Raw genomic sequence first — 23069 nt, forward strand, 5'->3', positions numbered from 1 at the left:
ATATTTTCGTTTGGCTGCTTCTTTATGATGATTAACCATTCAAACGTGTCAACAATGGTTCAGCGATCCACTCCCATATCTGCCGTTTGTCCTGAATAATGTCCGCTTCCAGCGCCATACCTGGTCGCAAGGACTGCCTCTTCCCATTAACCAGGATATAGGAACGTGCCAGCCTTACCTTAATGCGGTAAAGAGCTTCATTGCTGTTAGAACCTGGTAAGCTCCTTTCCGAGTTACTTAAAATTGTGCTGGCCAGGTTCACTGGTAATTCACTTGGAGCAAACGGCGTGTTGCTGACACCTGTAATGACGCCAGTCTGAAGGCCGAATTTTTGATAAGGGTACGCTTGCAGGCGCATTAATACATCCTGTCCGACGGCAACAAAACCAGTTGTCCGGCTCGGAGCATACAAGTGGACTTCAAGTCCGTCCGCATCTGTCTGTGGTTCGGTGGCATCGGGTACGAGTGTCGCAAGTGCCTGCCCACCACTCACGGTCTGTCCTGCCTGATAGGTAATCGTGGTAATTGTCCCGCTGCTGGGGGCGGTGATGAAATTTAATTTTCGATTCTCATTCTCTGCCGCCTCCTGACTAATACTGGCAACAGCACGATCCAATTGCACTAGTTGACCGGTGAGCTCTCCCGCCAGATTCGTACGCTCTGCATCCAAAGCGTAATTCCTGGCTGCCTGCTGAGCCTTTGTTCGCTGCAGACTGCTCAATCGACTTGAGTAATCAATCAACTCTACCTGCTTCTGCTGAACTTGCGCGTCGGAGACATAGCCACTACGCTGCAACGTTTCGTACTTCGCAACGCTTGACTTCGCCAACTCTTCACGTCGTCCCGCCAGCTCCAATTCCACGTTCAATTGACTAATTTCACTGGCTAAAATTCGCTGCCGTTCGTCAATTTGCTGGCCTTTTTCCTTTATTCTCGTAATAAGAACGCGTCGTTCCGCATCCAGCGTCTGCCGTCGGACCGCCAACTGTTGCGCGATCAACCCTGTGATTTCCCCATCACCCGCCTGCCGGGCTGTTGACAATTCAAACAGAGGATCGCCGATCTGTACATGCTGCCCTTCCTTCACAAAATTTTTTGTCAGAACACCTGCAGCAAGTGCGGCAATTCCAAGGCTGCCACCCTGAGGAACAATAATACCAACGACGCGATTTTTTTTTGTAAAGCTACCAAAAGAAATAAACAGAATCAGCAACAGGCCTACGATAAAAGCAATCCCCGCCACCAGCCAGCGTGAAACGGGCTGCGCCAGACTGATGGCTCCGGCCCACTGGCTGCTTCTCGATAGGTGAACTTCCGGTCGGAACAATGGAAGCGATTGCGATTCCTCATTTTTTGCGGGTGGCACTGTGGCTTCTATCTTCGTTTCCAGAGGCATGTCATGTATGTTCATTGATACCTATACCTTGAAGTCCATTCCCGGACATAAAGCGAATTTCTGATGAGGTTAAACATACATAAAGCCTGACGGTATTATTTCTGTTCACTCATACTGCGCAGTAAGACATGTATGTGTCTGAGATACATGACCATATTGTTATGTGATCATCAAGCTATCTCACATGGTTAATTCGACAATAAAAATTGTCGACTTTTAGTAGCTTATCCACGGCTGTTTTGGCACAGTTTTCCTCACACTATCAACGGATCAACGGAAAATAATTGTAGCCGATTTTTTTCCACTTCAATTGAATTCTATTGATTTTTCTAAAAAATCAACTTACATTAGATCAGCGTCAGATAAAACAACGCCATGATGCAACGTGAAAATAATTCATATTTTTAACGTGCACCATGATTCTATCCAAATATTTCGTTTTGATATGTTTCTTAACGAATACCCTCCATATTGGAGAAAACTTTCCAGTTCATCCTGGAATGTCAATTCATCTTTGAAAGGCAGTATTCATGCGTATTTTAAATATTCAAGAATTAGAAGCCGTTGCCGGTGCCGGCTCTAGCGACGAAGGCTGGTGGGATTTGACGGAAGATGAACGCCAACGCATCCTGGCCGATGAAGCAGCAGCAGAAGCTGCACAAAATCGCCTGCCCGATTATCAAGCCGGTGCAGGTGGCGGTGCTGGAGACACTGGCGGCGGCGGCTACTCTGATGGCAGCTATTACAGGGATTTGTGGGATATGCAGTTTTAAATTATCATCATCAATCTGAGAAGTAAATATTTATAGATGCAGGAATGGAAGGAAGGGATAAATACCCTCCTTCCGTTTCACAAAATAAGCAATAAAATTAACATTATTTGATATGTAATTTTAAATTCAATATTTTCATGATAAACAATTTTTTAGAAAATATTTTACCAAAATCTTCTTTTGTTGAATTTTCCGCACAAAAACTCACCTCGGCGAAAATAGTCTGGAGCAATCCTTACGGAATATCGCCACCGGACCTTGATGAACATGCTTTTTATATTCCTATTGATGGTGATCATCCCTCTGCCTCGTCTGCGAAAGACATCAAGCTATTTCTTGGCGAAAGATATGGCGGCGTAGGTGTAACTTCAAATGGGGGGGGAGCCCGATGTGGCTTGAGAAACAGCATTCAAATTAAAGGAATAGGCAAAAATCCCTTGGCAGGAAGTGCCACGTCTTTCTGGCATTCCTATGGTGGCGAATCTCTGGCCGGCGGGATCAGGGAAGCCATCTGGAGCGAGATAAGCCACAGCGCGCTACCTCACGGCGCCGTCAGGATACACGGCCTCATTGATACCGGCACCCGGGTTCCAGCCTTTTCGTCAGCGGAAGGGACTTCAGAAACAACCCGTCGAGGACTTACTATCCGTGAAGCGGCACTGAGACCCGGCCATTTTGTCCGATCACTTTACTTTTCGCGCCATGATGAGGCGAGACATGGCATGGCGTCGGATGCAGAAAGAACCCGCGCCGCAGTAGTGGCCTTGGCGCAAGCAAGTGACGCAGCCCCTTTCCTGAGCAATTCAAACCACCAGCTGAATAGCTTGCTAATCGCCATGGTTGAACGTTTTGCCGATCAACATGCGGCAGCAACGGCAAAACGCCTGTCACATGGCTTGCAATCTCCGTCCAACATGTGCATGGATGGACGTTGGATTGATTTTGGCACTGCATCAAGCGTTTCAGATTATGGGAAGATCATAGTCGCCAAACATGGGGTTCCTTTTGGCGAAGATAGTCAAATTAAAAATACCATAAATGAAATAGTTCTTTCCATCCAAAGGTATTTGCCTAACGAGAAGAAGAGATTCTTGGTTCCCCCAAACGATATTCTTTCCATTTTCTCAAAAAAGCTTTCTGATAGCATTCAGCTGGAATTTTTAAAACTAACTGGCATACCCGCATGGGATTTACTATCCATTGACAATCATCTAACAAAATCTGCTTTTTCTTGTTTTAAAAAAATAATACTCAAGGGAAATTCCGAACCGTTCAAGCTGTATCCTGCTTGCGCCGGGCAAGATGCTTTCATGCCAGAGAAAATGGGCAGTTACAGCCTGAACTCTTTAATTCGATTGATCAGCCTATGCAAAAATAAACAACAAGCTGAAATTTCTCTTTTCCCAGAATTAAATGACATCCGCCTGCTACATGAATTCATAGATTCATATTGGAATCTGCGTGATGCCTGTCTATTCAAGAAAAACCCTGCCGAAAGGAATTCCGCTCACCTTTTTATCAAGATTAATTCACTCAGGATAAATCAGGGAACCCCTGATTTATACAGGCATACACTCGACAGAACAATCGATATGCATGTTGCATCTGGCCTGGATAGCAAAGATTTCATCAATAACATCATCAATAAAAACAAAATCTCTCTATCCGACCCAATAGACGGAAATATAGACTTAAGCGCATGGATTGGCGAGGGTTCAATCTTCTCGGAGACTATGGCTCCCTTACTCGTGAAAAATGTCGATCAAGAAAATAAATTAATCAATTATTTTCAAAATCGCACATCCAATGACGATGAAAAAAATTTGATGAAAAAATTATGCGAAACAGTTTTTTGAGAGTGTATGACAGACCTGCACAGAAGATACAAGAAACAGCTGAAATTCTGGGCCACATCATTATCATCATGAAGAACAACCCTGCCCATGCTAATAGGGAAATTTCTTATTTATCAAACAACTTACTCAATGCAATATTGCAGAAAAATATAAAAATTTACTTCAATATTGAAGGATTTCCCGTTGGGTATATTGCATGGGCATACCTGGACAGTTCAACAGAACTACGCATCATGAAAACAAACAATGCCAATATCAGCGCGGAAGAGTGGAATTGTGGAAATTCATTATGGATCATGGATTTTCTGGCGCCGTCTGGAAATTTAATGTATATATTAAATGATTTACGCGATGATGTTTTCCTTGCCGAGAAAAAAATTCGTTACTTCAGAATAAGGAATGAAGAACGAATTTACAAAGAAATAACCCGAAATAGAAAAAATTACTTTTTCCTCGCACCGTCGCATGGAATCGGATCCTGTACTTGCGGGAAGTCCGACTGCCCTGCATTCAAAAATCTTATTTAGCTAGAACTGTGCATTTCCAAAAGTTTTTCTAATGAGAAATATACGGGTATGCCCGAATGGCGGGCCATGCTGACCATCTGTTCCGCCCCCTGTGATGGCCCACCGATGCGCAGCACGGCATCGCAATGGCTCAATAAACGCGTCGCATGCGCGTGGAATAATTCCTCATACACGGCATCGCCCACCCGGGTAGAACCGGCCAGCGCCAGCATGGGCAAGGCCAGCCATTCACCGAGCACGGGCATGTGTCCCTTGGCATACAGGGGCAGGCAGACAGCTTGCATGGCGTCCACATTGCGCTGCATCAAGACGGGGTCGTCGCCCGTGCCGGAACGATACGGGCCAGCTACTAAAATCTGCAGTCCTCTTTTGCGCGGCATCAAGTGCAGCTGCGCATGCTGCAGCAGCATGATGGTCTTGCCGTCGCAGATGCGGCCATCGGCCACCATCTGCAGCGCTTGCGCCAGGGGCAGTTCCAGCACTTCGATATCTTCGCCCTCGTGCGCCAGACCGCCGCCGTCGCCGATGCGGCTGGCCGGATCGTACTCTGCGACAAAAAAATGCAGGCGCTCCGTCACGGAACCGGGGCTCATGAAAGCCTCGAACACTTTATGCACGGCGCCCACCGCATAGCCCGTTTCTTCTTCCACCTCGGCGCGGATGCGCTGCTCCGCGCTGGCCTCTTCCAGCAAGCCGGCCGCCGATTCGATGAGGAAACCGTCGTGGCCTTCGCGGTAGGTGGGAAAGCGGAACTGGCGGATCAAAATCACCGTGCGTTTGAGCTTGTTGTAGAGCAAGATGGTGGCCCCATCGCCCCGGTCATAGGTTTCCCGTGTCTGCGTCTGCCACTGTCCATCGCGGCGCAGATAGTCGAACGTGGTTTTCTGCAATAAATACCAGTCGTGCGACAGGGTCTGCACGCCGTGGATGCGGACCCGTTCCTGCTTGCTATTTTCTTCACGCATAGTGTCTCCTTGTGCTTGTATATGCTTGCCTTTGCCGACTTTATCATGCAAACTCGTGCAATATCAAGAAAATACAAGAAAAATCATGCTGACACATCAACGCAAACAATACCTGCTGGACTTGCTCCAGCGCGAAGGCCAGATCGTCGCCAAGGCCGTCAGCGATAGCCTGGGCTTGTCGGAAGACACGATACGCCGCGACCTGCGCGAACTGGCGAAAGAGGGTTTATTGGAGCGCGTGCACGGCGGCGCCCTGCCCTTGCTGCCCCGTTCGCCCGCGCTGGCGCCGTTTGCCGGGCGCGAACAGCTTTCGCTGGAAGCCAAGCCCGCCATCGGCCGCGCAGCGGGCGCCATGATACAAACGGGACAAGTGGTGTTTCTCGATGGCGGCACGACTGCCGTGCAACTGGCGCGCCAGCTGCCGCGGGAATTGCGCGCCACCATCGTCACGCACAGCCCTTCGATTGCCGTCGAACTGGTGAATCACCCCGGCGTCGAGGTGCTGATGCTGGGCGGGCGCCTGTACAAGCACTCGATCGTGGGTGTCGGCGCGGCCACCGTGGAAGCCATCGGCCGCATCCGCGCCGACCTGTACTTCATGGGTGTGTCCAGCCTGCATCCGCAAGCGGGCATCACTACGGGGGACCATGAAGAAGCGTGCGTGAAACGCGCGCTGAGCGAAGCGTCCAGCCGCACTGTCGTGCTGGCTTCACCGGAAAAGTTCAATACGGCCTCGCCGTTTCAAATCCTCCCCTTGAGCCAGGTCAACGACATCATCGTGCACCGCGACGTGGAAGACGCCCTGGTCGCGCCCTACCGCGAGATGGGGATCAGCATCACCCTGGCATGAAAAAAGCGGCCTTCAGGCCGCTTTCGCATGACACTTTACTGCGGCCAGATCGCCTGCAGCACGGCGGCCAGACGATAGCCCGCCTCGATCAGCTGCTGCTTCGCCAGCGCCGAGCTGGGCACGGGATAATTGTCCGGCACGTTCAAGTTCCACACGTTGTAGACATCGCCCTTGCGGCTGGTCTGCTGCGTGGCCGGGCCGGCCACCACGTCCGTGAAGGCAATCTTTGACGCCGCCAGCGAGGCATCGGCCCATTGATAGGGCCAGGTGGCGGGGTCGCCGCTATTGGCCCTGACCACAGGCGCGCTGGCGATCACGGTGCGCGCGAACTGCTGCGGCGTGCGCGTGCTCAGGCGGCGCATGGCGTAATCGACGACGGTCGTGTCCCAATATGAATGCAGGGGCTTGGTGGGCGACTTCGGATACGCGCTGGAGGGCTTGGCCGCGCCATCCTCAGCCGGCAGCGGCGCGGGAATCACGGCATCCGATAGCGCCGTCATCTTCGCATCGTCGAGCAGCAAGTCGTTGCCGCCGCGCGCATTGAAAATGGTGACATCGTCAATCTGCGCCTGCGTGGCGGGCACGAAAAACTGGCCATCCTTGCCGACAAACGCATTGCCCACATGCAATGGCTGGTGGATATCACCCACCAGGTGCGTGATCAAAATCAAAGCTTCGCGCTGGCTGAAGCCGTGCGGATTGCTGGCCGCATCATCCTTGCCTTGCAACACCAGGATCGCCTGCTTGAGCGTCTGCACGATATCGTTGTCGGCCGTGCCCACGCCATGGTCGTGGTAATGCGCGTTTTGAAAAGGCACGTTCGTGTAATGGTATTCGCCATGCTTGGGATTCGCCGCGACATAGGTCAACATTTCGGGCGATTGCGGACCGCAATACGTGCCCTTCACGCAATCGGGCCAGTTGGCGATCTTTTCCAGGCTTTCGCCCCGCAACAGCAATTTCTCCAGCCGCGCCTGCGCCGCGCTACCCTTGAGCAACTGATCGGCGATGGCGCCCACGGCGCGGTGGCCGTCGTTGCCCCAGGCCAGCACATTGCCGGAGGAGAAAACCGCGCCCAGCGCCAGCACCGTCAACAGTTTTTTCATGTTCACTCCTTGCCTTGCGGCGCAGCCTTGGCCGGCTTCGGATATTGCTTGTTGATATCGATGGGCTGCGCATACGCCGAGCTCCACGTCTGCTCATGCAGCGCGGCAATACGCTGCGCCATGGCATCGTTGCGCAACACCACTTCCAGGTTGCGCGACAGGTCGAAATAACCGCCCGCCCAGTTGCTCGTGCCGACCCAGGCCAGCTTGCCGTCGATGCTCATGGTCTTGCTGTGGATCACGCGCGCGAACGGGATGAAACCCGTCGATGCCGTGGGTATCGTCACGATGCGGATTTCCACGTTCGGCACCAGGGCCAGGCTTTTCAGGTAAGAAATGGCAGGTGCTTCCGTATTCCAGGCGGACACCATCAGCTTGATTTTCACACCGCGTTGGGCGGCCGCGCGCACGGCATTGTCGATCACGGCGTAATACGGCCGCGTGCGGTTCGGGCCGTAGGACAGGGGGGCATAGTCGAGCAGCTGGATGCGCACTTCGCTTTTCGCTTCCGCCAGCAAGGCGGGCAAGCCCGTTTCCGAGTCACCCACGCCGGCCGGGTTGTAGGCATTCGGGCTGGCCAGCAGGAAGGCGTTTTGCGCGTAGTTGGCAGGCACGATCTTGCTGTTGAGCACCGTGGCGCGGCTGCCTTGCGAGGTCAATGCCTGGGCTTGCCAATCCTGCTCGAAAATCGCTTGCACCTGGCTCACCATGGCCGGCTCCGTGATCTTCAAGCCCGTCTCATGGATGTGCTCGAACGAGCGCCAGTCGAAATTCTGGCTGCCGATGTATGCCACCTGGCCATCGACGGCCAGGTATTTCGCGTGCACGATGCCATTGCCCGTGATTTTATTGAAGTCGATGAGGCGCAGATCAAGGTTGGGTATCGCCTTGATCCGGTCGATGGTCGCCGCTTCCGACAGGCCCACGCCCTTCTGGTCCAGCAGGAAGCGGATTTTCACGCCGCGCTGGCCCGCGGCCGTCAAGCTCGCCAGCACTTTTTCAAAGGCCGTGCCCGGCTTGCTGACGGCATAGAACTGGGCGATGACGATTTCTTTCTTGGCCGAATCAAACAGCTCGCTCCATACGGTAACGGGCTCGCGCAGGTCGGGATTCGTCAAGCTCGTTTCCACGGGCGAGGTGTGTACCAGCTCAAAGCCGGGAATCGTGAAATCGGCGTGGGCCGTGCCCGCGAACAGACTGGAGAGAACGACAGAAACAAATAAACGACGCATGGTTATTCCTTGTAATGTTATTTGACGCGCACGATGCGGCCGGCCGCCGTAGCGCTACCAGTCGGCTTGCCGGCGCGCGCGCGGTCGATCAGGTAATTGCTGAAGGCATCGATATCGCGCACGCCCGTGTCTAGGCGGCGCGTGCCGGCCGCCAGCACGGTGAAGCGGTCGCCGCCACCGGCCAGGAAACTGTTGGCGGCGACTCGGTATTGTTGATTGTCTTCAAGAGAAATGCCATTCAGCATGATGCTGCCAGGCAGCACGCGCCGGCCTTGCGGCCGCGTGCTATCCCAACGGTAGCTAAAACCTTGGGACACTTGCAGCAGATTGCCCTCGCCGGCCTCTTCGCCCGGCCATTGCTGCTCGAGCAAGGTACGGATTTGCGCGCCGGAAAGACTCACGACGATCAGGGTATTGCCAAACGGCACCACGGCCTGGTTCTGGCCCACGTTCGTCATCAGGTCGGCGCCCGCTTCCAGGTCCTTGCGGATGCCGCCATTGTTCATCAGGCCAATTTGCGCGCCGGCTGCGCGCGCGCCGAACAGAGTGCTGTCGGCCACCAGGTCGCCCAGCGGGGAAGCGCCGCCGCCCTTGGTGCTGCGGCCCACGGTGGGCACGGCGATGGCGGCCACGGGACGCGACAATTCGGCCGCGCTGCGCTGCTTCACCGATTCCAGGTAGGCTGCCACGGCCGGGTCCGGCTCATACATGCCTGGCAGCATGACCACGTTTTGCGCACTGGCATCGATCAGCGCATTCTTGACGGGATCGACCTTGAGCTTGATGCGCGTCAACATGTGTCCGCCCATCTGCGCTTGCGTCACCAGGCGGCCATCTACACGGCACAGATAACCCTGGTGCGAATGGCCGCTGATGACCAACTGAATCGCCGGATCGAGACGTTTCACCACATCCACCACTTCGCCCTTCAGCTGGCTGCAATCGGGCTGGTCGACGGCTTCCTTGGTCTCGCCGCCCTGGTGCAGCAGCACGACGAACACGCCCACGCCCTGCGCGCGCAGTTGCGGCAAGGTGGCGTTGATGGCATCCGCTTCATCACCGAATTGCAAACCGGAAATGCCGGCGGCCGTCACCACGGACGGCGTATCTTTCAGCACGGCGCCGATGAAGCCCACCTTGACGCCATGCGCCTCTTCGATGCGGTAGGCGGGCAGCAAGGACTTGCCCGTCTGCGTGTCGATGACATTGGCCGCCATATAGGTATAGCTGGCGCCCTTGAAGTCGGGCGTGAACTTGCACGCCTTGTCGGCGCGCGACGAGTCGCAGCCGCCGCGCTGCTGGCGCAGCAATTCCGCCTTGCCCTGGTCAAATTCATGGTTGCCAACCGAACTGGCCTTCATGCCCAGCATGTTCATGGCAACGATGCTCGGCTCGTCCGCCCACAGGGCCGACATGGCGGGGCTGGCGCCGACCAGGTCGCCATTGCCGACAAAAATCAGCTGCGCGTCTTCGCGCCGCCACGCCGTCAATGCGCCGGACAAGGTATCGATGCCACCGGCCTGCACCGTCTTGCGCTCGGCATCGGCAACGCTCGTGTAGGTAAATTTGCTGCGGTCGAGATTGCCGTGAAAATCGTTCAGGGCGACCAGGTTGATATCGACGGGCACCGCAGGATGCGTGGCGCAACCGGTCATCAACAGGGCAAGCATGAGCAGACGTGGCAACCTCGATGAAGGCCGGTGGAGGGAAAGGGATGGGATCATGCGGAGACTCCTGGACGGGGCGGCGCCAATGGCAAAGACGGTGAAAGATCCTTACCCATAAAAAAAAACAGGCCCGAAGGCCTGTACTCTTGCTATCTCAGCCTGGTTGATACAACTCGACGCCGCCTTAACGGGCAGCGCGGAGTTGACAGCCATGCTTAGAAGTCGACGCGCAAGGTGACCGACGCGAAGCGCGGTGCACCCATGTAGTAGGTTGGTGCGCGACCTGCGAACGTACCGGCAGCCGTAACGATATCATTGGCGCCAATACCCGTACCGGAACTTGGGTTGCGGTACTCGCGGTTCAACAAATTCGATACGTTCAGGGTCAGCTTAGGATTCTTGAACATGCCGAAAGTTGGCAACTGATATGCCGCATCCAGGTCAACCAGGGTGTACGCTGGCACTTCCTCGTCGTTCACCAGCGTAGCGTATTGCGAGGCGGTGTAACGGGCTTTTACGCGAACATACCAGGCGTTGGTTTCATAAGAGGCGCTCAAGCCGGCTTTCAGCTTAGGCGACAGGGAGAAATTCTTGCCAGCGGTTGGTGCATAACCAACAATGGTTTTGCCATTGACGGTTTTGGCGACCACGGCCAGATCATCTTCCATCTTGGTCTTCAGGTAGCCGAGCGAACCATAAACCGACCAGCCGTTGATCGGCGTGTTGCCGACTTCCAGCTCAATACCTTTGTTACGCACTTTGCCTACGTTGGTCGTCAGGCTGGTCAGTGTGTTTGGATCGATTGCGGTTGCCTGGCGATCTTTGAAGTCCGTGTAGAAAGCGGTCAGCGAGGTCGAAATATCCTTGGTTTGATGACGGTAGCCAACGTCCAGGCTCCACGACACTTCAGGCTTGACGTCCTTGACGATGGTGGCAACACCATTCGTCACAGTCACGTACGGCGGATTGTTCGGTGCCAGCACGAAGTTGTTCGGCGCACGCATGTTCTTCGCCAGGCTGGCAAAGATCTGGTCGTCGTTGGTAACACGGTAACGCGCGCCCAATTGTGGCAACACATCCGAGTACGTCTTCGACACGTTGTACGTGGTTTGCGAATTGCTGCCTTCGCTGGCGTTATTGGTGAAATCACGCTTGATGTATGGAGCGCGCACACCGATGTTAAGGTTCAGCTTGTTGTCCATCAACGTGATGGTATCTTGCAAGAACGCCTGGTAAGCCGTGCTGATCGTCTCCCAATCGCGGTTTTGATACAAGGTGCCGTCCGGACGGGTAATCAGGTTGTTGCGCAGCCAGATATCCGGTGCGGAGCCATCTGCGTTGACCAGTTGGCCAGGTGCCGTTTGACGGTGATTCGCACGCTCGTACCAGATGCCACCCAGAATCTGGTGGTCGCCCACGTTATACGTGATCGAAGTCGTGACGCCAGGACGATGAGTACGGGTCAGACTGCCGCGATAGATCGATACGGTGTCGAGGCTGTCGCCGTCGCCGTTCACATCCTTGCTGGCGGCGATCTTGCCGGTGACAGGATTGAGGAAGCCGCCGGCTTCTTTCAGCGTATTTTGCTGCACGCCGCCGGTGCCGAAACCATACCAGTAGTAAGGCACGACTTTCAGATCCAGATCTTCGGCCAGACGGAATTTACCGATCGCCGACGCGATGACGTTCTCGAATGGGTTCAGGGCCAGCTTGTAGTAAGCGGCTGGCTGGCCGGTGCCTGCCTGTGGACCGGCAGCGCTTGCCTTGCCTGGGCTGAGTGCAGCCTGGCCAGCATAAGTGGAGCTGTAATCAGCGTCGTAACCTTCGGTGGCCAGCTCTTTCAGCGTAAGCGAGCGGAAGTTGTTATTAATCGCGCGGTTATAACCGATAGAAGCGTGAATGTAATTGAAACGGTTCCAGTCGTAATTGAAGCCAACGTCAACGTGAGTACGATCGGCTTTGCCCTTGCCTTTCCATTTATCCGCTTGCGCATTCGACACCGACATGAATGCCTTCGCTTTGTCATTGGCAAAACGGCCGGTATCGACACGCACATACGACTTTGCCAGATTCAACTGGCCCAGGGTTTGCATGACGCGTACACGGAATTTATCTTCTGGATCGCAGGTAGTAATACCAAAGTTACCGCCAGTTGCACCCACTTGTGGAGAATCAACGTCGGTCGAGCCTTGGGTCACAAATTGCGAGCAGGTGTTTTCCTGGTCTACATATTCTTGTGGAAATACAGCGAAGTTACCGGAGTCATTCACTGGCACGCCATTCACCGTCGCGCCGATCTGATCGCTGTTGAAACCGCGCATGGCCAAGCCGCCACCAAACAGACCAGTCGCATCGTAGCCATAGGTGTTCACCGATGGCAACAGAGTCAGGGCATCGTATGCATTGCCGGTTGGACGCTGTTTTGCCAACTCCTCGGCCGTCACGGTACTGCGTGCCTTTGGCGCATCTTCCTGCACCATCAAGCCCATACCAACTTTTTTCCCGGTAACGGTCACCGTCGATGGCGATACCGTGCCTTCAGCACTTTGCGCATGTGCAGTGGAGATGCCGAAGCAAGCCAGCTGGCATGCCACTGCGATCATACTTAGTCGCAATTTTGGTTGTTGAATGAACTGCATTTGAACCCCCTAGAGTGTGTTGTAACTTACAAGATTTTGACTTGCTTATATTGTGGTGAAACACGGAAACTATCCAACTAGACACGGCAGTATAAAGATCGAATATTTCAAATCCGTTACACGGATATGACCGCAATGTGACAGGAGCCGCTAGACATCCTGAATTGTCACAAAAGCGATATCAAAAATGACTTATTCAATTCTTCGCCGTCCAACTATGCATTAAGGTCTGTAGGCTGACAAATACGTTTTTTTTTAATGATTTATATATAAAAAATATAAATCACCGCTGGAAGCCGCATTTTTTGTATCAACCGAGCAAGCTCACCTCATCGGGGCGAAATTATAGATGAGCGGCAAGACTTGGAAATTGTTTCAGAAAATAATTGCAAGAAAGCACTACCAGCGCGTCATTTTGTGTCGTAAAGGCACAACAAAAAGGCTAAAAAGAGGGTTTTGTAACTATGAAGAAGCGGAGGTTACGCGACCGCTAGTTGCGGTCGCGTGGCAGGCAGGAGAGGTGAAATACTTTTATGGTTTTACAACAGTTGCTTTACGATCACTATTTGCGATCAAGGCTTCAAACCGGGCGAAACGGGCATCGAGTGCTTTCAGCAAACGTTGCTTGTCCGCTTCCGCCAGGAACGAGTACCGCAAGCTGTTATACGACAGCTTTTTGACTTCCGCATAATCGGTCTTGTACTGGCTGGCAAACAGCACGTACTCATTCGACAGGGTATTGCGGGAGACGCCCGCGTCATCCGTGGAGATGACGAAGGGCACGCCATATTTGCGGTACAGGGTGATCGGATGGGCCTGGCCCTTGATGCCGAGAATGTAATCGTTGCTGGTCAGGTTCACTTCCACGGGTATGCCCCGTTCGCGCATTTTTTGCATGGTCGCCAGCGCATTGTGCTCGTAGGCGATATCCATGCCGTGACCGATACGGTCGGCGCCCGCCACATCGACGGCTTCGGCGATGTGGAAAGCCATGCCTTCCGGCGGCACCATGCCCAGCGCCAGCTCACCGGCGTGCAGGGCGATCTTGACGTTCGGATATTTTGCCTTGAGGAACTTGAACATTTCCATGTGCAGGCTGTAATCGCGCATCGACACGTTCACGCTTTCCTGGCCCACGATGTTCACGCCCACCAGCAAGGGATTCAGGCTCGCTGCCTTGAACGCGGCCACCATCGAGGAAAAAACTTGCGATGGCGACAGGAAACGCAGCACATACGCCTGGTAACGCATGGTGAAGTGCGCGTCGTCGATGCCAGCGCTGCTGGCGTTGACGTTGTCGTTGTAGGCGGTGATGCTTTTCTGGAAGCCGGCATCCTGCTCCAGGCTGCCTGTCCAGTTGGCCAGCAGCGCTTGCAGCGCGGCCGGCTGCAAGCCCGGCGCCAGCACTTGCTGGTCGAACTGCGCGTTTTGCACGAATGGCGACAGCTCGAAAATCGTTTCGATGTAGCTGAGGTTTTCCGCGATGGCGCGCTGCTTCAGGGTTTTCAGGCCATCGGCCGTGTTCGTGGATGCCACGGGGCCGAAATAGCCAAAGGTATCGAAGAAGGTACGGTCCGGCGGCGTCTGGATGGCGCCGTGATTATAGAAATCCTTGGTCGACCAGCGCTGCAGCAATTCCGCATACAGGCCCGCATCGGCAAACACTTCCGTGGACGACAGGCAGGCGCGCTGCGCGGCCGGCTTGGCGCGCTCGGCCGCCACGACGTCCTTGTTGCTTTCGATGCGGTAGGTCGTCTTGTTGACGCAATAGTTTTCCTTGTCGACCCAGTCGAGGAATTGCTCGGCGTAAATGGCGCCCGAGTAATGGTGATGCAAGTCACCGCCCTTGGGCATCATGGAAAAGAACAGGCTCAACTCGGCTGTCTTCGGCTGCGCACCGGCAACCAGGGCGGCAAAATGGCGCGCGGTAGCCGCTTCATTGGAAGACGGGGCGGCCTGCGCCGTGCCGGTCAAGGCCAGCGCGGCGCCAAGCGCCAGGCCAGTGAGTTTCTTGTGCATTCGCGTTCTCGCTCAGGATAATTCGTATGGAACAACGGGTAGGTCAGCCCTGCCCTCGCACATGCACGCATCGGCCGCCTGAATAGGTGGCGGCCACAGCGCGGTCGTCGCCCAGCAGCGCAAAGGCAAACAGCAATTCCTCCAGGCTTTGACAGCCGGCAGTGCGGCGCTCGAGCAGCGGCGTCGATTGCTTGTCGAGCACAATAAAATCCGCTTCCGTGCCTGCCGCGAAATTGCCCAGGGTGCCTTCCAGTTGCATGGCCCGTGCAGCGCCCAAGGTCGCCAGATAAAACATGCGCAAGGCGGGCAGATAGCTGCCTTTCAAGCGTGCTACTTTATAGGCTTCGTTCATTGTTTGCAACATCGAGAACGAGGTGCCGCCCCCCACGTCGGTGGCCAGCGACAGCAGCACCCGCGCCGCATCGGCCCGCTCGAAATCAAACAGGCCGCTGCCCAAGAACAGGTTTGATGTAGGACAAATGGCGGCCGCCGACGACGTCTCCGCCATGCGCGCGCGGTCACGCTCGTCGAGCCAGATGCAATGGCCAAACATGGCGCGCGGACGCAGCATGCCGTACTGGTCATACACATCGAGATAGCTGCGCGCCTGCGGATGCAATTCGCGCACCCAGCGGCATTCATCCGCGTTTTCCGACACGTGCGTCTGCAAATACGTATCCGGATAGGCGCGCGCCAGCTCACCCGCCAGGTGCATCTGTTCATTTGTCGAGGTCGGCACGAAACGGGGCGTGATCGCGTACAACGAACGGCCGTGCTTGTGCCAGCGCTGGATCAGTTCTTCGCTTTCGCGCGCACCCGACTCGGCCGTGTCGCGCAGAAACTCGGGGCAATTGCGGTCCATCATGACCTTGCCCGCCACCATGCGCAAGCCGCGCGCCTCGCTGGCGCCAAAGAAGGCATCGACCGATTGCGGATGCACGCTGCCATACACCATGGCCGTCGTGGTGCCGCAGCGCAGCAGTTCATCGAGGAAAAACTCGGCCACATCGCGCGCATGTTGAGGATTCTCAAACGCGCGTTCGGTGGGGAAAGTATACGTTTCCAGCCACGGCAGCAAACCGGGAGCGGGCGAGGCGATCATTTCCGTCTGCGGGAAGTGCAGATGGGTATCGATGAAACCCGGCACGATCAGCTTGCCGCGGTAATCGACGATCTCGGTGCCGGGCGGCAAAGTCGCTTGCAGCTGCGCATAATCGCCGGCGGCCACGACCTTGCCATCGGCCACGATCAGCAAGCCATCCGCATGCCAGGCGTGCGCCTCCTCGCTAAAGGCGGGATCTGCGTGGAAGTGCAGCAAGCTGGCACGGTAAGCTTGCAATGTAGCAGGAACAATCGGCATGACTTCTTTCTATAACGGGTGAATGGCGGCGCGTTTCTCGCGTCGCGGTGGCGCGCTGGCAGAGGCCAGCCGCAGCGGTGCGGCCAGGGCGGCCGCGGCCGCTTCCTCCCACACCATGAGTAGTTGACAGGCAACGGACGCGGCAATCACGGCCGGCGCCTTGTTGCGAATACCGGGCATGCCGATCGGACATACCATGGCGGCAATGCGCGCGTCGGGCACGCCGCGCGCCTGCAGGCGGTGCTCGAACTGCTTGCGTTTCGTGTGCGAACCGATCAAGCCGAACCAGCCCGCATCCTCGCGCTCCATGATGGCTTGCGTCAAGCGCTGATCGAGCGCATGGCTATGCGTCATGACGAGAAAACTGCCGCCCGGCGGCGCCATGGCGACAAATTCCTCGGGCGTATCGGTCGCGGCGATGCGCACATTATCCGGTAGTTGCACGGGAAACATGTCTTCCCGTTCATCCACCCAGGTGATATTGCAAGGCAAGTGGGCCAGCGCGCGCACGATGGCGGCGCCCACATGGCCGGCGCCAAACAAGGTCAAATGGGCGCGTGGTGCCAGGCAGGGATCGACCAGCCAGCGCCGGCCCTTGCCATCCTGGGCGACATGGGTACTGCGTTCGCGCGAAAACGTGTCGGGCGCCTGTGCGCCTGTGCCGGCGATCAGGTGACCGGCAGCATCGAACAGCGCCGACGCGGCTACACCGTCGAGCGCCGTCAAACGCCAGCTGTCTTGCTGGCGACGTTCGCGCAAGGCGGCCAGCAATTCTTTCAGGCTGGCATCGACATATTCGAATGCCAGGTGGACGACGCCGCCGCAGCATTGTCCCAGGCTGGGGCCCAGTGCAAAACGCTCGAGCCGCGCATGGGTCTCGCCCGTTGCCAGCATGGTCTTGGCGATTTCCACGGCGCGCAATTCCAGGTGGCCGCCACCGATGGTGTCCACCTGGCCATCGAGGGTCACGCGCATCTTCGCCCCCGCCTCGCGCGGTCCGGAACCTTCCACCAGGGCAACCGTCACCAGCACGGATGCCTGCGTGTCGTTCTCCATCGCTGTCAGCCAGTCGCTCATGCTGTACTCCTAGGCACCGGCATGCGCCGCTTGCACGGCCATGACCGCCTTGAGGATTTCCTCGCTGGTGGCGGGGGCATTCAGCGGTGGCTGCACGGCGTGATGGCCCACGCTGGAAATGGCGTCGCGGATGGCGAAGAACACGGAAAACGGCAACAGCAGCGGCGGTTCGCCCACGGCCTTGGAACGGTGGATGCTGTCTTCCACATTGCGATTCTGAAACAGTTTCACACGGAAATCTTCCGGACAATCGGAAATGCCAGGAATTTTGTACGTCGATGGCGCGTGCGTCATCAACTTACCCGCCGCATTCCACCACAGCTGTTCCGTCGTCAGCCAACCCATGCCCTGGATAAATGCCCCCTCCACTTGACCCAGATCAATCGCGGGATTCAATGACTGGCCCGCATCGTACAAGGCGTCCGCACGCAGCAATTTCCATTCGCCCGTCAGGGTATCGACCACCACTTCGGCCACAGCCGCGCCATACGCGTAATACGAAAACGGATGGCCCGTCATCGTCTTCGCATCCCACGACAAGCCGGGTGTGGCATAGAAACCGTCCGACCACAGTTGTACGCGGGCCAGATACGCCTTCTGTACCAGTTCGGCAAACGCGACGACATGGCCATGCACGTGGATATGGTTGTCAAAGAAGCGCACAGCAGCAACGTCGCCGCCGTACAGTTTGACCGCATAATCGGCCAGGCGTTCACGGATCTGGCGCGCCGCATCCTGCGCCGCCTTGCCGTTCAAGTCGGCGCCGGTGGACGCCGCCGTGGCCGACGTGTTCGCCACCTTGCTGGTATCGGTGGCCGTGGCCCGCACGCGGTCCAGGTCCAGGCCCAACTCGTGCGCCACCACCTGCATGACCTTGGTATTGATGCCCTGCCCCATTTCCGTGCCGCCATGGTTGACCAGCACGGAGCCATCCACGTACACGTGCACGAGGGCGCCGGCCTGGTTCAGATGCGTGACGTTGAAGGCGATGCCGAATTTCAAGGGCGTGAAGGCCAGGCCCTTCTTCAGGACTGGACTGGCCTCGTTGAAGGCGTCAATGGCGCGGCGGCGCGCCCGGTAATCGCTGCTCTCTTCCAGTTCGGCAACGAGTTCATGGATCACGTTGTCGACGATCTTCTGCCCGTAGGGCGTGATGTTGCGTCCCTCGGCATCGTTGCGGCCATAGAAATTGAGCAGGCGGATATCGAGCGCATCGCGTTGCAAGTGGCGGGCGATTTCATCGATGACGTACTCGATGGCAATGGCGCCCTGCGGCCCGCCAAAGCCCCGGAAAGCCGTGTTCGACTGGGTATTCGTCTTGCCGCAGGCGGCACGGATATCCACGTCGGACAGGTAATATGTGTTGTCGAAGTGACAGACGGCGCGCGTGGCGACGGGGCCGGACAAGTCGGCCGAATAGCCGGCGCGCGTGGTCATGTCGACCTTGGCGGCAAGGATGCGGCCTTCGTCGTCGTAGCCCACTTCGTACTCATAGTAAAAACAGTGGCGCTTGCCCGTCACCAACATGTCGTCGTCGCGGTCGGCGCGCAATTTCACGGGACGCTTCAGTTTGGCCGCCGCAATCGATGACGCCGCCGCCCACAGGGCCGATTGCGATTCCTTGCCGCCGAAGCCGCCGCCCATGCGCCGGCACTCGACCGTGATGTTGTGCGAATGCACGCCCAGCGCATGCGCCACCACGTGCTGCATCTCGCTCGGATGCTGGGTCGAACACAGCACCAGCATGCCCTGCGCTTCCTTCGGGATGGCGTAGGAAATCTGTCCTTCCAGATAAAACTGTTCCTGGCCACCCACATACAGCTGGCCCTTGACCACATGCGGCGCGCCTTCGAACGCGACCTGGTAGTTGCCGCGCGTCAGCTGCATCGGCGGCAGCACGTACGATTGCGCGGCCTTGGCCGCTTGCGGCGTCATGATCGCGGGCAATTCCTCATATGACACTTGCGCCAGGCGGGCGGCGCGGCGCGCATGGTCATGCGTATCGGCCACAACGATGAAGATGGGCTGGCCCACGTATTGCACCAGATCAAAAGCCAGGATGGGATCATCGTGGATAATGGGACCGCAATCATTCGTGCCGGGAATGTCCTGCGCCGTATAGACGGCAACGACACCGCCAGCGGCGCGCACGGCCGACAAATCCATGGCCGTAATGCGCGCGTGCGGCTTTTGCGACAGGCCCAGCGCCGCATGCAAGGTACCCTGCAGTTCGGCGATGTCGTCCGTGTACGTGGCTTGTCCCAGCACATGCAATTGCGCCGATTCATGCGGGCTGGGCTTGCCCACGGCGGCCCAGGCGGCCGCTTGCAGTTCGGGCGTGGCAGGATGGTTCATGCTGGTCCTTTCAGGCGCGGCAAGCGTAGGCGTTGACGGCCGTGCGCAACAAGGGCGCAGCGGGACGTGTTTCCAGCCAGAAGCGGCGCAGCAGGTTTTGCGCCGTCGTCATGCGGTAGGTAGTCGACGCGCGCATGTCGGACAGAGGCGCGTAATCGTCGGCCAGCAAGCGCATGGCGATGACCAGGTTGTCTTCCGTCCACGCCTGTCCACGCAAAAATGCTTCCGTTTGCGCGGCGCGCTGCGGCGTGGCCGCCATGCCGCCAAAGGCGATGCGCGCATCGACGATACGTTCGCCATCGAGCTGGAACGCGAAGGCGGCGCACACGGCCGAAATATCCTGGTCGAAGCGCTTGGCCAGTTTATACGTACGAAATTGCACGTCGGCACGTGGCAAGGGTACGCGCACGGCTTCGACGAATTCGCCTGGCTGCAAATCTTTCTTTTGGTACCCCAGATAGAAGTTTTCCAGCGGCATGATGCGCTGGCCGGCAGGGCCGCGCAGCACGATGTCGCTGCCCAGCGCAATCAGCCACGGCATCGAGTCGCCGATGGGAGAACCATTGGCCACATTGCCGCCCAGGGTACCCGCGTTACGAATCGGCAAGGAAGCAAAGCGCTGCCACAGTTCCGACAATTCCTCCGGGTAATGCTGGCACAGCGCCCCGTAAGCATCGTTCAGGCTGGCGCCAGCGCCGATGTGCAGCTTGCCGTCGTCCGCGGAGATGGTTTTCAGCGCAGCCACGTGGCCCAGATAAATGATCTCGCCCAGGTCGCGCAATTGCTTGGTCACCCACAAGCCCACGTCGGTGGAACCGGCCAGCAGGCAGGCTTGCGGCTTTTCCGCGCGCAACGCCACCAATTCATCGATGCTGCGCGGCGCGTGGAAGTGCTGGCCGCCATGTTCATACGTATGCAGGCTGCCGCGCTGCAGCGCCTGCAATTGCTCCCTCAAGGCATCGCGATCGAACGTGACGTGCGGCAATTCCCCCATGCGCCTGGCGGCATCGATGATGGGCCGGTAACCGGTGCAGCGGCACAGATTGCCCGACAGGGTGTCGTCGATTTCGCAGCGCGTGGGCGTCTCGCCGTTTTTTTTCAGATACATGCCCCACAAGGACATGACAAAACCGGGCGTGCAAAAACCGCACTGGGATCCGTGGCACTCGACCATCGCCTGCTGCACCGGGTGCAGGGCGCCATCCGGCTGCTGCAAGTCTTCCACGGAAAACAGGGCCTTGCCATCGAGGGTGGGCGTGAGCTGAATGCAAGCGTTGACGGCCTTCATCTCGACCTGGCCATTGACCAGGCTGCCGATGACGACGGTGCAGGCGCCGCAATCGCCTTCGGCGCAGCCTTCCTTGGTGCCAGTGCAATGCAAATCCTCGCGCAGGTGCTGCAACACAGTCTGCGTAGGGGCGGCGTTGCGTACTTCCTGTACGGCACCACGGTAATAAAAGCGGATCGGTTCTGACATGCTGGCCTCGGTATAGTCCCAGTATAGGAGATTAACACCGGCATATGGGACAACTATATGCAAAGACTGATTTTACTTATCATCCAATATCAATACCCATCAAGCAGCATAGGGATGCGTCGTATGCCAGTGCTCAGCGATATCGATGCGGCGCGTGATCCACACCTGCTCATGGCCCTGTACATAGTCGAGGAAGCGCGCCAGCGCCGCGGCCCGTCCCGGACGTCCCACCAGGCGGCAATGCAAGCCCACCGACAACATCTTCGGCTGATTCAAGCCGTTCGGATCGCCTTCCGCATACAGCACATCGAAGGCATCCTTCAGATAATCAAAAAACTGCGTGCCCGAATTAAAACCTTGCATGGCGGCAAAACGCATGTCGTTCGTGTCCAGGGTGTAAGGCACGATCAGTTGCGGCCGCACGGCCGGCATGCCGGCGGCATCCGTGTACGCCACTTTCTCCCAGAATGGCAGATCGTCGCCATAGTAATCGGCGTCGTAGCGGAAACCGCCATGCTCCACCACCAGTTTGCGCGTATTGGGCGAATCGCGCCCGGTGTACCAGCCTTGCGGGGCGGAACCCGTCAATTCGCGGATGATCTGCACGGCTTCACGCATGTGTTCGCGCTCCGTCGCTTCATCCATGTTTTGGTAGGAAATCCAGCGCAAGCCATGACAGGCGATTTCATGCCCCAGTTGCTGGAACGCGGCCACCGCCTCCGGATTGCGTTTCAAGGCCATCGATACGCCAAATACGGTCAGCGGCAGGCGCCGGTCCTCGAACATGCGCAGCAAGCGCCACAGTCCGGCACGCGAGCCGTATTCGTAGATCGACTCCATGCTCAGGTGGCGCGCGGGAAAAGCGGCCGCACCGATCATTTCCGATAAAAAGGTTTCCGAGGCAGGATCGCCATGCAGCACGCTGTTCTCCGCCCCTTCCTCGTAATTGAGGACGAATTGCAGGGCGATGCGGGCCTTGCCCGGCCATTGCGGATGCGGGGGCGTGCGGCCATAGCCGATCAAGTCGCGTGGATAATCTTCGTAATTGTTCATGCGGAGGCGCGCCTATAGGAGGACAATGTTGGCTATATGCCCAATCATATAGCCAGGCGCAGTCACCGGTATATGATTTGCACGATAAGCACATTCACTCACCCTATATACAGGATAGCAAATGGGAAAACTCAGCACGCATGTACTCGATATCGCCCACGGCAGGCCGGGAGCCGGCGTCAAGGTGGCCCTGTTTTCAGTTGCGCCGGAAGGAAAAGTGCTATTGAAGATGGATATGACCAATAGCGATGGCCGCTGCAGCACGCCATTACTGGAAGGCGAGAGCATGAAAGCGGGTCAATATGAACTGGTGTTCAACGCAGGCGACTATTTCGCCGCCCAGGGAGTGGAACTGCCTTCGCCCCGTTTCATCGATCTGGTCACCCTGGCCTTCGGCATTGCGCATACGGACGAGAACTACCACGTGCCGCTGGTAGTGTCACCGTGGTCGTATTCGACCTATCGCGGAAGTTAAGCGACGTTACATGACAAAGGCAGCGCGCAGCGCTGCTTTTTTTACGCCTGTCTGCTGATAAAACCAAACCACCAGACGAAAAAAAACCCGCCAATTGCTTGACGGGTTTTCTTCTACTACGAATAACAAGCCTGACGATAACCTACTTTCACACTGGTTGCAGCACTATCATCGGCGCAAAGTTGTTTCACGGTCCTGTTCGGGATGGGAAGGGGTGGGACCAACTTGCTATGGTCATCAGG

The 23069-nt window shown here is 56.7% G+C and carries 16 protein-coding genes, 1 rRNA gene and 1 pseudogene; 5 read left to right on the forward strand and 13 right to left on the reverse strand.

The genetic code is table 11. The features are described 5' to 3' along the window. Nucleotides 1-31: 31 nt before the first annotated feature. Nucleotides 32-1411, reverse strand: a complete 1380-nt coding sequence (locus tag O3299_RS22700; protein WP_305063259.1) for an HlyD family secretion protein — start codon at nt 1409-1411, stop codon at nt 32-34. 515 nt (nt 1412-1926) lie between these two features. Between O3299_RS22700 and O3299_RS22705 the strand changes: the two genes are divergently transcribed. From O3299_RS22705 to O3299_RS22715, 3 genes are all read left to right on the forward strand, one after another. Next, a complete protein-coding gene (locus O3299_RS22705) occupies nt 1927-2169 on the forward strand; it encodes a hypothetical protein (RefSeq protein WP_143451385.1) in 243 nt (80 codons plus the stop codon). A gap of 137 nt (nt 2170-2306) precedes the next feature. Then, nucleotides 2307-4025, forward strand: a complete 1719-nt coding sequence (locus O3299_RS22710) for a hypothetical protein (RefSeq protein WP_305063260.1) — start codon at nt 2307-2309, stop codon at nt 4023-4025. Further along, nucleotides 4007-4552, forward strand: a complete 546-nt coding sequence (locus O3299_RS22715; protein WP_305063261.1) for a toxin-activating lysine-acyltransferase — start codon at nt 4007-4009, stop codon at nt 4550-4552. Before O3299_RS22710 ends, O3299_RS22715 begins: the two co-directional genes overlap by 19 nt. A gap of 380 nt (nt 4553-4932) precedes the next feature. Here O3299_RS22715 and O3299_RS22720 read toward each other — a convergent pair. Then, a pseudogene (locus O3299_RS22720) lies at nt 4933-5517 on the reverse strand (NUDIX domain-containing protein); the annotation flags it as partial. Between the two features lie 85 nt (nt 5518-5602). Between O3299_RS22720 and O3299_RS22725 the strand changes: the two are divergent. Next, nucleotides 5603-6367 carry a DeoR/GlpR family DNA-binding transcription regulator gene (locus O3299_RS22725; RefSeq protein WP_305063262.1) on the forward strand — a complete coding sequence of 255 codons (765 nt, stop codon included), beginning with the start codon at nt 5603-5605 and terminating at the stop codon, nt 6365-6367. Between the two features lie 35 nt (nt 6368-6402). On the opposite strand, the gene O3299_RS22730 is transcribed toward O3299_RS22725, so the two are convergent. The 10 genes from O3299_RS22730 to puuE form a co-directional block, all read right to left on the reverse strand. Continuing rightward, nucleotides 6403-7473 (reverse strand): S1/P1 nuclease, encoded by a 1071-nt coding sequence (locus O3299_RS22730; RefSeq protein WP_305063264.1) that lies wholly within the window; start codon nt 7471-7473, stop codon nt 6403-6405. A gap of 2 nt (nt 7474-7475) precedes the next feature. Then, complete coding sequence (locus O3299_RS22735; protein WP_305063265.1) at nt 7476-8705, reverse strand: phospholipase D-like domain-containing protein; 1230 nt, start codon at nt 8703-8705, stop codon at nt 7476-7478. A gap of 17 nt (nt 8706-8722) precedes the next feature. Further along, nucleotides 8723-10375 carry a bifunctional UDP-sugar hydrolase/5'-nucleotidase gene (locus tag O3299_RS22740; protein WP_305063266.1) on the reverse strand — a complete coding sequence of 551 codons (1653 nt, stop codon included), beginning with the start codon at nt 10373-10375 and terminating at the stop codon, nt 8723-8725. Between the two features lie 212 nt (nt 10376-10587). Further along, entirely contained in the window at nt 10588-13011 is a 2424-nt protein-coding gene (locus tag O3299_RS22745) for a TonB-dependent receptor (protein ID WP_289899783.1), read from the reverse strand. A 531-nt stretch (nt 13012-13542) separates the two neighbouring features. Further along, nucleotides 13543-15030 carry an adenosine deaminase gene (locus O3299_RS22750; RefSeq protein WP_305063267.1) on the reverse strand — a complete coding sequence of 496 codons (1488 nt, stop codon included), beginning with the start codon at nt 15028-15030 and terminating at the stop codon, nt 13543-13545. A gap of 43 nt (nt 15031-15073) precedes the next feature. Further along, the gene (gene guaD, locus O3299_RS22755) at nt 15074-16390 is read right to left on the reverse strand and encodes a guanine deaminase (RefSeq protein ID WP_289899781.1); all 1317 of its coding nucleotides are present in this window, start codon (nt 16388-16390) and stop codon (nt 15074-15076) included. Between the two features lie 9 nt (nt 16391-16399). Continuing rightward, nucleotides 16400-17467, reverse strand: a complete 1068-nt coding sequence (gene xdhC / locus O3299_RS22760; protein ID WP_305063268.1) for a xanthine dehydrogenase accessory protein XdhC — start codon at nt 17465-17467, stop codon at nt 16400-16402. A 9-nt stretch (nt 17468-17476) separates the two neighbouring features. Continuing rightward, nucleotides 17477-19822, reverse strand: coding sequence for a xanthine dehydrogenase molybdopterin binding subunit (gene xdhB, locus O3299_RS22765; protein WP_305063269.1), 2346 nt, complete (start codon nt 19820-19822; stop codon nt 17477-17479). A 10-nt stretch (nt 19823-19832) separates the two neighbouring features. After that, nucleotides 19833-21299, reverse strand: coding sequence for a xanthine dehydrogenase small subunit (gene xdhA / locus O3299_RS22770; protein WP_305063270.1), 1467 nt, complete (start codon nt 21297-21299; stop codon nt 19833-19835). A gap of 99 nt (nt 21300-21398) precedes the next feature. Next, entirely contained in the window at nt 21399-22352 is a 954-nt protein-coding gene (gene puuE, locus O3299_RS22775) for an allantoinase PuuE (protein WP_305063271.1), read from the reverse strand. A 121-nt stretch (nt 22353-22473) separates the two neighbouring features. Here puuE and uraH point away from each other — a divergent pair, with 121 nt between their 5' ends. Next, a complete protein-coding gene (gene uraH, locus O3299_RS22780; protein ID WP_070303439.1) occupies nt 22474-22827 on the forward strand; it encodes a hydroxyisourate hydrolase in 354 nt (117 codons plus the stop codon). A 129-nt stretch (nt 22828-22956) separates the two neighbouring features. Here the strand turns inward: uraH and rrf are convergent. After that, nucleotides 22957-23069 (reverse strand): 5S ribosomal RNA (gene rrf, locus O3299_RS22785).

The organism is Janthinobacterium sp. SUN176 (assembly GCF_030587335.1).
Classification (GTDB): domain Bacteria; phylum Pseudomonadota; class Gammaproteobacteria; order Burkholderiales; family Burkholderiaceae_D; genus Janthinobacterium; species Janthinobacterium kumbetense.